General features: G+C 71.5%; 10 protein-coding genes. 2 read left to right on the top strand and 8 right to left on the bottom strand.

Annotated features, from left to right (window positions below; translation table 11 throughout):
- The first annotated feature begins 169 nt into the window (after positions 1-169).
- Both OG905_RS36480 and OG905_RS36475 read left to right on the top strand, forming a co-directional pair.
- Positions 170-1,294 (top strand): aminoglycoside phosphotransferase family protein, encoded by a 1,125-nt coding sequence (locus OG905_RS36480; protein WP_328681243.1) that lies wholly within the window; start codon positions 170-172, stop codon positions 1,292-1,294.
- A gap of 354 nt (positions 1,295-1,648) precedes the next feature.
- A complete protein-coding gene (locus OG905_RS36475; protein WP_328681241.1) occupies positions 1,649-3,628 on the top strand; it encodes an N-acetylmuramoyl-L-alanine amidase in 1,980 nt (659 codons plus the stop codon).
- A 422-nt stretch (positions 3,629-4,050) separates the two neighbouring features.
- On the opposite strand, the gene OG905_RS36470 is transcribed toward OG905_RS36475, so the two are convergent.
- From OG905_RS36470 to OG905_RS36435, 8 genes are all read right to left on the bottom strand, one after another.
- Positions 4,051-4,551 (bottom strand): hypothetical protein, encoded by a 501-nt coding sequence (locus tag OG905_RS36470; RefSeq protein WP_328681239.1) that lies wholly within the window; start codon positions 4,549-4,551, stop codon positions 4,051-4,053.
- A gap of 67 nt (positions 4,552-4,618) precedes the next feature.
- On the bottom strand, positions 4,619-7,546 hold the full coding sequence (locus OG905_RS36465) for an ATP-binding protein (RefSeq protein ID WP_328681237.1): 2,928 nt from the start codon (positions 7,544-7,546) through the stop codon (positions 4,619-4,621).
- 145 nt (positions 7,547-7,691) lie between these two features.
- Positions 7,692-8,036, bottom strand: coding sequence for a hypothetical protein (locus OG905_RS36460; protein WP_328681236.1), 345 nt, complete (start codon positions 8,034-8,036; stop codon positions 7,692-7,694).
- 197 nt (positions 8,037-8,233) lie between these two features.
- Positions 8,234-8,476 carry a DUF397 domain-containing protein gene (locus OG905_RS36455; protein WP_328681234.1) on the bottom strand — a complete coding sequence of 81 codons (243 nt, stop codon included), beginning with the start codon at positions 8,474-8,476 and terminating at the stop codon, positions 8,234-8,236.
- Positions 8,477-8,593: 117 nt separating this feature from the next.
- Positions 8,594-9,760 (bottom strand): thiolase domain-containing protein, encoded by a 1,167-nt coding sequence (locus tag OG905_RS36450; RefSeq protein WP_328681233.1) that lies wholly within the window; start codon positions 9,758-9,760, stop codon positions 8,594-8,596.
- Complete coding sequence (locus tag OG905_RS36445; protein WP_328681232.1) at positions 9,753-10,814, bottom strand: thiolase domain-containing protein; 1,062 nt, start codon at positions 10,812-10,814, stop codon at positions 9,753-9,755. Before OG905_RS36445 ends, OG905_RS36450 begins: the two co-directional genes overlap by 8 nt.
- Positions 10,814-11,767 carry a Zn-ribbon domain-containing OB-fold protein gene (locus OG905_RS36440; RefSeq protein WP_328681231.1) on the bottom strand — a complete coding sequence of 318 codons (954 nt, stop codon included), beginning with the start codon at positions 11,765-11,767 and terminating at the stop codon, positions 10,814-10,816. The genes OG905_RS36445 and OG905_RS36440 overlap by 1 nt, the downstream gene beginning before the upstream one ends.
- 318 nt (positions 11,768-12,085) lie before the next feature.
- Positions 12,086-12,895: a crotonase/enoyl-CoA hydratase family protein gene (locus tag OG905_RS36435; RefSeq protein ID WP_328681230.1), complete on the bottom strand. Its 810-nt coding sequence runs from the start codon at positions 12,893-12,895 to the stop codon at positions 12,086-12,088.
- Positions 12,896-13,051 lie beyond the last annotated feature (156 nt).

Here is a 13,051-nt window from a genome sequence, read left to right as displayed (position 1 = left end):
CGCCAGGGTTCGCCAGGGTGCGCCAGATGGTGTGCCACCCGCGGCGGGGTGTGACGTAGGAACGCGCCACCTCGGCTCGGCAGCCGGAGGCATTCCCCAGGGTGTTGCCCGGCTGCCGGGGCGGGGCCGCGTACGTAACTTGTCGGCACACGAAGGGATCTGTCACCCCATGTACACAGCATCGTCCTCCGTGTCCGCCCCTCACCGGCCTCAGCGGACCGCTGTCCCGGCCGTCGGCACCGGGCCGTATCTCGACCCGACCCACGCCGGCCGGGCTCGACGGCCGGCGGGAGCCGTCGGCCAACCCCTCAGCGGGAGAATCGACTTGTCCGGCCCTCAGGGCGCACAGCTGCGCATGGCTGTCGCGTCGGTGCACCGGATCTGCCCGGAGTTCCATCCGGTGCAGGTGCTGCGCCGCAGCGGACGTTCCGTACTGATCGTCGGCACCACCGGACGGACGACGGCGGTCGCCAAGTGCTTACTGGACCACTCGCCCGTCTGGGCCGAGCGGCTCCGCCACGAAATAGCTGCATATCGCGCCTTCGTCCGGCACCGCCCACCAGTGCGGGTTCCGCGGCTCATCGCAGCGGATCCCGACAACTGCACACTGGTGATCGAGCGGATGCCGGGCCGGGCGGCGGCCCTTGCACGGCATCCGGCCGAGGCTCCGCCCCGTGCCGATGTACGGGCCGCCCTCGGCGCGATCGCGCGACTCAACTCCTGGCGCCCGCCGGCCGGGATGTTCGACACCCCGCTCGACTATGCGGCGCGCATCTCGCGCTACCACGAGCTGGGGCTGTTCACCGACCGCGACCTCGGGGACCTGCAGAAACTGCTGCACGGTCTGGCGCACGCCGGCGGACGGCAGGGCATGGGCCAGTTCTGTCACGGCGACGCTCTGCTCTCCAACATCCTGCTGTCGCCCACGGGTCCGGTGCTGGTCGACTGGGAGCACACCGGCTGGTATCTGCCCGGCTACGACCTGGCGACGCTGTGGTCGGTGCTGGGGGACGCGCCGGTGGCGCGCCGTCAGATCAGTCAGCTGGCACAGCAGGCGGGACCGGCCGCGCGGGACGCGTTCCTGGTGAATCTGATGATGGTGCTGACCCGGGAGATCCGTACCTACGAGACGGCCGTGCAGCGGACGATGCGGGACGCGCCGCCTGCGGGCGCCGCCCAGGTTCCGCCCGGCGGACTGTCGGCCGGTGAGGAACAGCGGCTGCTGCTGCGGCGGCTGCACGACGACTGCGCAATGGCCCGTCGGGCCGTGCGTGCGGCGGTCGGCACTCGCTGACCGACCGCCACAGAGGGGGAAGCGCGCTGCGCGTCCAGTGCCGACACACTGGGCGCGCAGCGCGCTGTGCTGCCCGATCCCGAAAGCATTCGGTACACCCGAACATGCCTTCCACATACGGACATTGGTCCACGCCACTGACGCACCGCAGGCCCGGGGCCCCGTCCCCTGGAAACTCGGCGACACGCGTGTTGACGTGCGAAATCCTTACCGCGAGCCAAGATTGACGGATCGTCCGGGAGTCGATACCCCTGTAGACGAACCCGACCCGGCAGGCTCGTCGCGCACCATCCGTCCCTGGAGGCCGCCTTGCAAGGATCCGCCCCCGTACGAGGAAGAAGCGTTAGCCGGCGCATGCTGAGAGCGGGGGGCGCGGTGGCGTCCGCCGCCCTGCTGCTGCCACTGGTCTCGGCCGGCCCTTCGGCCACCGCCGAACAGCGCGCCGGCCACACCCTGCAGAGCGACTTCGCCGCAGCCGCCGCGAAGTACCGGGTGCCGCAGAGCGTGCTGCTCGGCGTCTCGTATCTACAGTCCCGCTGGGACACGCACGGCGGCGCCGCGAGCGTCACGGGCGGCTACGGGCCGATGCACCTGACGGATGCCAGGACCGCGCTGGCCGAGGCGCCGCACCACTCGCACGGAGGCGAGGACGCGCGTGGCGACGACGCCCGACCGGCGCCGACGACCGCCGGGGCGGAGCTTCCGGAGGTGTCCGAACTCCCGGCCCGGCTAGGCCCTGTCCGGTCGATCAGGCCGGATCAGGGAGCGGGGTCTGGCGATGGGGGCTCCCTGGACCGCGCGGCAGAGCTGTCGGGGTACTCCGCCGAGCAGCTTCGGGACAATCCTGCCGCCAATGTGAGCGGTGGCGCGGCCCTGCTCGCGGACGCGCAGAAGAAGCTGGGCCGCCCGCTGAGCGAGGACCCGGCCCACTGGTACGGCGCCGTGGCACGTTTCTCCGGCGCCGACGACATCGCGACCGCGACGACGTACGCCAACGACGTGTTCGACCTGATCCGCACCGGCGAGTCACGGATCACGGACAGCGGTCAGCGGGTCGTGCTCGCGGCCGACCCGGCTGTGGCCACCGATCCGGCTCAGGCGGCACTCCTCGGGTTGCGGACGGCGGACGCGCGGAAGACGGAGTGTCCGCGGACGGTGGCCTGCGAGTGGATTCCCGCGCCGTACGAGGAGTTCGGCGACAACGACTACGGCAATCACGATCTGGCGGACCGGCCCGCGTCCCAGTCGGTGAAGTACATCGTCATCCATGACACCGAAGGCTCCTGGGACACCACGCTCAAGCTGGTCCAGGACCCGGCGTATGTCTCCTGGCAGTACACGCTGCGCTCCTCGGACGGGCACATCGCCCAGCACGTGCCCCTCAAGGACGTGGCTTGGCACGCAGGCAACTGGTACGTCAACGCCAAGTCGGTGGGGCTGGAGCACGAGGGCTTCCTGGTCTCGCCGGACGCCTGGTACACGGAGGCGATGTACCGCTCGTCGGCCCGGCTGGTGAGGTATCTCGCGAAGAGGTACGGCATCCCGCTGGACCGCCAGCACATCCTCGGGCACGACAATGTGCCGGGCACGACGGCCGCGACGATCCGCGGGATGCACACCGATCCGGGCCCGTACTGGGACTGGTCGCACTACTTCCGGCTACTGGGCCGCCCGTTCACGCCGAGCGCGGGACCAGACAGCGATGTGGTGACGATCCGCCCGGACTACGCGCGGAACCAGCCGGTGTACACGGGCTGTGTGAAGCCCGCCGACGCCTGCGTGCCGCACGGCTCGGGAGCGGTACGGCTGCACACCGCACCCGCTGAGGACGCCCCGCTGGTCAAGGACATCGGTCTGCGCCCCGGCGGCGAGGACTCCACCACCGGCGTCAACGACACGGGCGCCCGGGCCTCGACGGGCCAGCAGTACGCGGTCGCCGACCGCGAGGGCGACTGGACGGCGATCTGGTACCTGGGTCAGAAAGCGTGGTTCCACAACCCGCGCACACGGCCGACGGCGGTGGGCGCCCGGGGCGTGCTGCTCACGCCGAAGCCAAGCGCGCCACAGATCCCGGTGTACGGGCGTGCCTACCCGGAGGCGGCGGCGTACCCGGCCGGTGTCCCCGTGCAGGCGATCTCGCCGCTGCCGTACAAGCTTCTTGCCGGTCAGAAGTATGTGGTGGGCGACCGGACACCCGGCGAGTATCTGTACGCGACGACGTTCGACACCACCGGACACGCGGTGGTGCGCGGCCAGGAGCCGTACTACGAGATCCAGTTCGGGCACCGGGTGGCCTTCGTGAAGGCCGCTGACGTGACTCTGGTGCTGCGGTAGTACGTGAGCCGCGGTGCGCCACCGTTCGTGGGGTCCGGTGGCGCACCGCCCACGCTTCATGGGCTTGTGGGACTACTTGTCGTGACGGGTGGGCCGTACGGGGGACGGGTAAGGCTGGCCCGTCCATGACCGGTCCGCGCCCCGTGCGCGGATGCACACCGAAAGGCCCTGGCGCACATGGCACGGCCCTTCGTACTGCCGGACTTCTACGTCCCGTATCCGGCGCGGCTCAACGCGCACGTCGAGGAGGTACGGCGGGTCTGGCCGACCTGTGGGCCCGGACCGTGCCCAGCATGTCGCAGGCGTGGCGGGTGCGGTTCGCCGAGGCGACCGAGCATCTGCTGAACGAGTACGCGCAGAGTGAGACCGCGGCCCGTCGTGAGCAGGGAGCGGCGGGCCGTGCGGTCGCAGGCACGAAGGGGTCAGCCCTGCTGGAAGAGCTCCGCGGGCAGCGGCTTGAGCAGCGCGTACAGATCGTCGGTGATCGGCCGGTCCCAACTGGCGATCGTGACGAGGACATTGTCGCTGCGGTCGAACTGCACGCAGGAGATACGGCTTTCGGAGAGCTTGACGCGGCGCACGATCAGCAGGTTGTCGCCCTGCATCACCGGCGTGTCCTCCACACCCACAACGTCGACGGGCTCGTCGTTCTCCAGCGCCAGCAGCAGCTGGGCCACCTCGAAGGGAATCTGTCCCTCGTCGAGCTCACGGGCCGGCGAGCCTTCCGGCAGATTGCCGATGATCATCGCGGGGCCGCGACCGCCGAACAGGTCGTACCGCAGGAAGACGCCCTGGCAGGTCCCGTCGGGGGCGGGCAGCAGACCGGCGCCGAGATTGCCGGGCCAGTCGCCCGGATCCATGGCCAGGACGTCGAAGTCCGGGCCCGCGGGGGTGGCGGCGCTGCGGCGGCGGAGGAAGGACATACCGCCATGGTACGTGTCCGGGCGGGCCCGGCCGAGCCGGGGCCCGAAGCCTCTGGGACGCCGCCGGTCACTGTCCACGGCCGCCGTCCAGCCCCTCGGGCGGGCCGTTACGGATGGCGTCCGCCAGGCCCGCCTCGTCGGTGCCCGCCTTGCGGTAGACGGCCGAGAGCAGCCTGGTCACGGTCTGTTCGTCGACGTGGAGGGCGGCGGCGACGGATGCCCTGTCGCAGCCCTGGGCGGTGAGGACGGCGGCGGTCCGCTCGCGGGTGGTCAGCGCGTCGGTTTCGATGGCACGCAATCTGCGCGGGCGCAAGCCGGCCGCCGCCAGCTCGTTGCGGGCGGTGTCGGCGAGCCCGTCGGCGCCGCACTGTCCGGCGGCCTCCAGGCCTCGGTAGAGATACTCGGCGGCGTCCTTCGAGCGGCCCGTGCGGCGCAGCTGTGCGCCGAGGTCGACGAGGGCCCGTGCGAGTTCGTACGCGGCCGGTGAGCGCTCCAGATGGGTGACCGCCTCTTCGAGGAACGCGGTTCTTTCGGTGCCGCCGGAGACTTCGGCGGCCACGCGCAGGGCCTGGCCGAGGGCGGAGGCGGTGGCGAAGCGGCGGGCGCGCTGCACCGCCTCCAGGGCGGTCGCGCGAGCCCGCTCCGGCGCGTCGTGCACCTCGGCGAGGGCGAGGTGGAGCTGCCAGGGGCACCAGGCGGGGTTGCGCATTCCGCGCGGGTCGAGCCGCCTGCCCGCCGCTGCGAGTTCGACGGCCGCTTCTTTGGTACGGCCGCGGGCCAGCAGGAGCTCGCCGTACACGGTCTGGGAATCGGGGAAGGTCACCGCCGCGGGGAAGGGTTCGCCGAAGTCGTGGTCCTCGGCGACCTGCACCGCCTCGTCCGCACGCCCTCTGGCCAGCAGGACCTCGACGAGGGTGCCGAGTGCGTACCACTCGACGGGGGTGCGCGGCCCGACACGTTCGGCGAGCCGCAGCCCGGCCCGTACGAAGTCCTCCGCCTCGGCGAGACGCCCCCGCCGGAAGCGTATGTACGCGAGCAGGGTGTACGCGAAGGAGAGATGGGCGCCGCGCCAGCCCTGGCGCTCGAACTCCGCGGTCCCGGCGGCGAAGAGCTCCTCGGCGCGGCCCGGCCGGTCGCCGTACATGAAGGTGAGCGCGACCAGCACGGGGACTTCGAAGCCGCGGTCCTCGACAGCCCAGCCGAGGCCGCCCTGCAGGGCCCGTTCGGCGTGGGCCAGCGCGACACCCGCCGGTTCGGCGCGCAGCATGGCGTCCCAGGCGCGCAGCCCGATGATGTACCGCTCGGTGAGGTCGCGTCCGGTGAGCCGGTCGGCGAGCCGGGCCAGGTGGCGGGAGCGGGCGGGCGAGTCGGGCTCGTCGGCGCGGAAGGCGTCCCACATGAACTTCTCGGACTGCATCCGCAGCCGGGTGCGCGGATCGCTGGTGAGTCGGGCCTCGCGGGCGAGGGTGTCGGAGGCTTCGCCGAGGCGGTCGGAGTGCGCCAGCACCTGGGAGAGCCGGTAGACGATGCCCTGGCGCAGGGCGGGGTCGGCAATGGGCTCTTCGAGGGCGGCGCGCAGATGGTTGACGGTGGTGGCGGGCTCGGTGAGCAGCGATGCGCAGCCCAGTTCGTACAGGACGGCGGCCCGGTCGTCATAGGCCGGGGGTTCGCGCAGGGCGCGGGCGAGATGGCGGCGGGCGGCGTCGGGGGCTCCGGCGCGCAGCGTCTCGCGTGCGGCCTGGCGCAGATGGTGGACCACCCACGGGTCGCCCTCGGGGTGGGTCTCCATGAGATGGCGGGCGGCGGCCGTGGAGCCGAGTCCGGCGTCGACGACCGACCATGCGGCCTGGCCGTGCAGGGCGACGCGTACGGCGTCGGGGATGGCCCGGTAGACGGCGGTGGCGATCAGCGGGTGGACGAATTCGAGAGTGCCGTCGGAGGTCGCGGGACCGGTGAGGATACGGGCGTCGCGCAGCCGGTCCACGGCGTCGGCGGCCTCTTCGACGCCGAGGCCGGCGACGCCGGCGGCAAGGTCGGGCCGGATCTCGGTGCCGAGTACGGCGCCGGCCCAGGCGAGGCGCACGCTGGAGGTGCCGAGGCGTTCGAGGCGGTCGATGAGTCCGCTGCCCTTGACGGCGGTTGCGAGGTCGCGCAGGAGGTGGGCGCCCGACTCGTTGGGTTCGAGTCCGCGGTCGCTGATCTTGGCGGTGAGTTCGACGGCCTCGAAGGGGTTGCCCGCGGTGACGGCCCAGCATTCGCGGCAGAAGGCGTCGTCGGCGTGTGCGCCCAGCTGTTCGCGTACCAGTCGGCCCACGGCGGGCGCCGTGAGCGGTTCGAGGTCGATGGGGCGCTGTCCGGCCCGGCCGGGAAGACCGCGGAACTGCCGTGCGTGGTCGGGCAGTTCCTCGGGACGGTAGGCGACGACGAGCAGCATGGGCAGCTGTTCGGCCCGGGGCGCGAAGGCGGCGAGCCAGCTCAGCGACTCCGGGTCCGCCCAGTGGGCATCGTCGAGTACGAGGACGACCGGAGCACGCTGGACGGCGAGATGAGTGAGGACCCAGTCGAGGCCGTCACGCAGGCCCTGGGGGTCGGGCGGGGCGCCCGCCTCGGCGGTGCACAGGCCGAGTGCGGGCCCCACGATCGCGTACCAACTCCCCAGCCGGAGCCGCAGGGCGGCGTCGGACGAACCGGCGAGCTGGGGCTGGAGCAGCTGGCGTGCGACATGGAAGGCGACCTGCTGCTCCTGATCGCCGCCGCGTGCGGCAAGGACGGTGCAGCCCTTCGCCGCGGCACGGCGGCGCACCTCGGTGAGCAGGGTCGTCTTGCCGAGGCCGGCGTGGCCCGCGAAGGCGAGCAGAGCACCGCCCGGACGCTCGGGAGGGTCCAGGTCGTCCGCGCTGAGGCCCGTCAGCTCGCCCAATGCCTCGTCCACGGCAGCCAGTTCGGCTTCACGCTCGTAGAGTCGACGCCTGGTTCTGCCGGCGCGTCGCGTCATGGTGCACCCCCACGGCCGGGGCGTACGCCCGGCGCGGTGAAGGAGCTGCCGGACGGACGTCCTCAAGGCACCTCAGGGTACGCCCGCGAGGCCGCGTGGGGAGCGGCCTTGACAAATGCGTATTTAGGAATCCCCGGTGGGCATGTCAGGCCGACGTCTGGGTGGGGCCGATCCCGGGTGCGGCCGCACCGTTGATCTTCTCTATCGCCTGCCGGGCGTGCTCACCTGGGGTGCGGCTGGTCAGCGACGACACGGAGGAGGGCGCGGCGACCTGGCTCCGCTCCGCGGGCCTCGCGTGGCCGGCCGACCGCGTACGCAGCCGATGGCTGGCGGCCTCGTCCAGGCTCACGGGGCGCTGCATCTGGGCGGCCAGCCGGCTCGCCTCCTGCCCGAGTGCCGCGACGTCGTCCCACTGCAGGCGGACGACCAGGCGGAGTTCGGCCTCCCCGTCCGGGAGAGCTTGGAGGGGAGGATTGACGGAGTCGTTCATGGGCTGTCCTCACGGTCTCGGAACGGAATCCTCGCGGGAACTCTGCGCACCCCGGATTCCGGGGTGCGCAGAGTGATACGGGAAACGCCCGCCGCGTGTTCAGCCCCGGATCAACTGCGTCCCCGGGGCAGCGAAGTCCTCATGGGCGCGGCTCGCCCGGGCAGCGACGTTGATCCTCGGCTGCCGTGAGGTCGAACCTAGGTGAGGTCGAACTCCCCCCCGCGGGCGTTCAGGACGAAGGCGCGCCACTCGGCAGGAGTGAAGATGAGCGACGGGCTCTCCGGTCGGCCGCCGTTGCGCATCGCGATGAAGCCCTCGACGAAGGCGATCTGGACGTCTCCCGTTCCCTGACTGCTGGACTGCCAGTCGGCGTTGCTGAGATCCAGTTCCGGCTTGTCCCAGCCCGAAAACCTCTGCGTGGTGGTCGTGCTCTCGGCCACGTCCGTGCTCCTCCCGGGTCGTCTCCGCGCCTCAGACTAGCGATCGTCTCCGGCCCGGGACAGGCCACGGAAGCAGGACCGCGGCCTGTCCTCGCTGATGCGCCCGGCACGCGGCGGTCAGGTGGTGGGCGGTTCGGCGCCGACCAGCCACATGGAGAAGAACTGTGCCCCGCCGCCGTAGGCGTGTCCCAGTGCTCTGCGAGCCCCCTCCACCTGGTGCTCGCCCGCCAGGCCACGCACCTGGAGGGCCGCCTCGGCGAAGCGGATCATGCCGGAGGCCCCGATGGGGTTGGTGGACAGCACCCCGCCGGACGGGTTGACGGGCAGATCGCCGTCGAGTTCGGTGACCCCGGATTCGGTGAGCTTCCAGCCCTCGCCCTCGGCGGCGAAGCCAAGGTTCTCCAGCCACATCGGCTCGTACCAGGAGAACGGGACGTACATCTCCACGGCGTCGATCTCGCGGCGCGGATCGGCGATGCCCGCCTGCCGGTAGACATCGGCGGCGCAGTCCTTGCCCGCCTGGGGGGACACGAAGTCCTTTCCCGCGAACATGGTGGGCTCGCTGCGCATCGCACCGCCGTGCATCCACGCGGGCGGCCGCGGTGAACGGGCGGCGCCCGCACGGTCGGTGAGGATCATCGCGCACGCGCCGTCGGACGACGGGCAGGTCTCCGAGTAGCGGATCGGGTCCCACAGCATCGGGGACGCCTGGACCTTCTCCAGGGTGATGCCGTGCTCGTGGAGATGGGCGTACGGATTCTTCAGGGCGTTGCGGCGGTCCTTGTAGGCGACGAGGGAGCCGACCGTGTCAGGGGCGCCGGTGCGGCGCATGTACGCCCGGACGTGGGGGGCGAAGAAGCCGCCCGCGCCCGCCAGCAGGGGCTGCTGGAACGGGATCGGCAGGGACAGGCCCCACATGGCGTTGGATTCGGACTGCTTCTCGAAGGCGAGGGTCAGGACGGTGCCGTGCACGCGCGATGCCACCAGGTTCGAGGCGACCAGCGCGGTGGAGCCGCCGACCGAGCCCGCGGTGTGGACGCGAAGCATCGGCTTGCCGACGGCGCCGAGCGCGTCGGCGAGATAGAGCTCCGGCATCATCAGGCCCTCGAAGAAGTCGGGGGCCTTACCGATGACGACGGCGTCGATGTCCGCCCAGGTCAGCTGGGCGTCGTCCAGGGCTCGCCCCGCCGCTTCCCGGACGAGGCCCGCGAGGGAGACGTCCCGGCGGGCGGCGACATGTTTGGTCTGGCCGATGCCGACGACGGCCACGGGCTCCTTAGGCATCGGAGGCCTCTCCTTCGAGTACGGCGACGAGGTTCTGCTGGAGGCACGGGCCGGAGGTGGCGTGGGCGAGGGCCCGGTCGGACTCGCCGCGGTGGATACGGGCGGCGGCCTCGCCGAGCCGGATGAGGCCCGCGGCCATGACCGGATTGGCGGCGAGGGCTCCGCCGGACGGGTTGACCCTCACCCTGTCGTCGAGGTTGAGGGCCCGGCGCAGGACGACTTCCTGCGAGCTGAAGGGGGCGTGCAGTTCGGCGGTGTCGACGGGCCGCTCGAAGGCGCCGGCCCGTTCGGCGGCGAGCCGGGTGGAGGGCGAGTCGGTGAGATCGCGGACGCCGAGGCTGTGGGCCTCGATGCGGTGGTCGATGCCGCGGATCCAGGCGGGGCGTTCGCACAGCTCGCGGGCCCGCTCACCGGCGGCGAGGATCACGGCGGCCACGCCGTCGCCGACCGGCGGGCAGTCCCCGGTCCGCAGCGGCTGGACGACGTACTGTCCGGACGGGATCGAACCCTTCAGCTGGGCATGCGGGTTGTCCGAGGCGGCGGCGCGGCTGCGGGCGGCGATCCCCGCCAGGGCGGGTTCGTCGGCGAGTCCCGCGTCGATCAGAGCCTGCGCCTGGAGCGCGGCGAGCGCCACCGAGTCGGGCCAGAGCGGGGCGAGGTAGTACGGGTCGAGCTGTCGCGTCAGCACATCGCGGACCTCACCTGGCGACGATTTGCCGTACGCGTAGACGAGCGCGGTGTCGGCCTCGCCGGTGAGCAGCTTCACCCATGCCTCGTAGAGCGCCCAGGCGCCGTCCATCTCCACATGGGATTCGGAGATCGGAGGCCATGCGCCGACGCCGTCGAGGGTCATGGTGAAGGAGAAGGCCCGGCCGGCGAGATAGTCGCTGGAGCCCGAGCAGGTGAAGCCGATGTCGCTGGTCTGCAGACCTGTCCTGCGCAGCACCTCGTGCAGGACCGGCATCACCATCTCGACCTCGGAGAGCTCGTCGCTGCGCCGCGTATGGTCGCTCTGCGCGAAGGCGACGATGGCCACGTCCCTGGCGTATCGCATCACAGGAGCTCCTTGTAGGCGTCGTAGTCGGCGTCGGGCTCACCGGTGGGCCGGTAGTGGTCGGGGTGGCGGCTGCCGTCCGTCCACACCGGTTCGACGCGCAGGCCCATGCGTACCTGGTCGTAGGGAATTCCACCGATACGGCCGTGGAGTGCGAGGTCGGCTCCGTCGAGGGCGATGTGCGCGTAGACGTACGGCACTTCGATGTCGAGGTTCTTCGCCTTGATGTTGACGATGCAGTACGTGGTGACGGTGCCCCGCGGCCCGACCTCGACCTGTTCCTCCGTGGCGACCCCGCAGGTGGGGCAGGCGCCGCGGGGCGGGACGTACACCTTGCGGCAGCGGGGGCAGCGCTCGCCGACGGTCCTGCGTCCGGCGAGCGCTTTGATGTACGCGGTCTGGGCACGGCCGGGAGAGTAGGTGTAATCCAGCCGGGCGGGGGCGACGATGCCGGTCACGGCCCCGGCGAACTCACCGCTGTGTGCGGTCGGTTGGGTGGTGGGTTCGCTTTCGTACGGCTCGAAGCAGGCGATGTCGGTGATCGCTCCGGTGCGCTCCCCGGCCCAGCGGATACGGACGCGCATGCCGGTGCGTACGGCCTCGGGGCCGGGCGCGTCGAGGACGTGGAGAAGCGAGGTGTCGGCTCCGTCGAGCCTGACGAGCACCCAGGCGAAGGGGTCGGCCAGCGGCTGGTCGCGGCGCGGGGCGGGATTCCACGCCCACGTGGTGACGGTTCCGGTGTCTGCGACCTCGACGAGGTCGCGTATCTCCTCGGCGGTGACGGGGTCGTACTCGACGGGCGGCACGAGCACGGTGCCGTCGGCGGCCTTCACCCCGAGGACGGTGCGCTCGCGCAGCCCGGTGAGGAAGGCGGACTGGACGGGGCCGAGGGAACGGGTGAAGGGGAACTCGACGACGAGGGGGGCGGTGAGTAGGTGCGGGGCGGGGGGCATAGGGGCTCCTTCTTCTGGGGGTCGGCGTGGTGGTGGGCGGTGCGGTGCCGCTGCGCGGGGCTTGTCCCCTACCCGCCCTCCCCCTACGGCCTGGCGGCCGTGGGAGGTACCCCCTTCCCGAACTGGGGGCAAGCCCCCAGACCCCCGTATGCGACCTTCGGCCACATGTCCTCAAACGCCGGACGGGCTGAATGTGCGGCAGGGCCTCACACTCAGCCCCGTGGGGGTCCCCCCGGACGGAGTCTGGGGGAGATTGAGGCGCGGGGAGGTTGGGGGTCCCCCCGGACGGAGTCTGGGGGAGGGCGGGGTGGGGAAAACTCACCCCCGCCGATACACCGGCGCCCTCTTCTCCGCGAACGCCCGCGCCCCCTCCTTCGCGTCCGCCGTGTCGAACACCGGCCACCCCCGCGCCAGTTCCGCCGCCAGCCCCTCCGTCTCGGTCATCTCCGCCGTCTCGTAGACCGACGCCTTCACCGCCTCCACGGCGAGCGGCCCGCACGCGTTGATCTGCTCGGCGATGGCGAGCGCCTTCTCCAGCGCGGTCGTGTCGGGGACGACATGCCCGAGGAGCCCGATGTCCCTTGCCTCGGCCGCGCTGTAGGGCCGGCCGGTGAGCAGCATTTCCAGCGCGTGCGTGCGCGGGATCTGGCGCTGGAGCCGTACGGTCGAGCCGCCGATCGGGAAGAGGCCGCGCTTGACCTCGAAGAGGCCGAAGGTGGCGCTCTCGCCCGCGACCCGGATGTCCGTGCCCTGGAGGATCTCGGTCCCTCCGGCCACGCAGTACCCCTCCACGGCGGCGATCACGGGTTTGCGCGGGCGGTGGTGGCGCAGCATCGCCTTCCAGTGCAGGTCGGGGTCGGCCTTGAGCCGGTCCCGGTACTGCTCTCCTTCCATGCCATTGCCCGCAAGGGCCTTCAGATCCATTCCGGCGCAGAAGGAGCCTCCGGCTCCGGTCAGTACGACGGAGCGGATCTCGTCGTCCTCGTCCGCCTCCAGCCAGCCGTCGTACAGGCCGACCAGCATCGGCAGCGAGAGCGCGTTCTTGGCCTCGGGCCTGTTCAGGGTGAGCACCAGCGTGGCGCCTTCGCGCTCCACGGTGAGGTGTTCGGTACCACCACGTCGTTCCATGTGCGGACCTCCGTCTCAAGACCTAGAACAGGTTGCAGTAGGCCGGGGTCCAGTTCAATAGTTTTCTGACAGTCAGTCAGATTTCTTCTGCGGCAGCCCTTCCCAGTTGTGCCCACCGGCGCTCTAATGACCGCCGGGCCGAAGTTCGCCGGGGTC

The organism is Streptomyces sp. NBC_00322 (assembly GCF_036147535.1).
Taxonomy (GTDB): Bacteria; Actinomycetota; Actinomycetes; order Streptomycetales; family Streptomycetaceae; genus Streptomyces.
The sequence above is the reverse complement of the archived record's forward strand: the minus strand, read 5'-3'. Positions and strand labels throughout refer to the sequence as shown.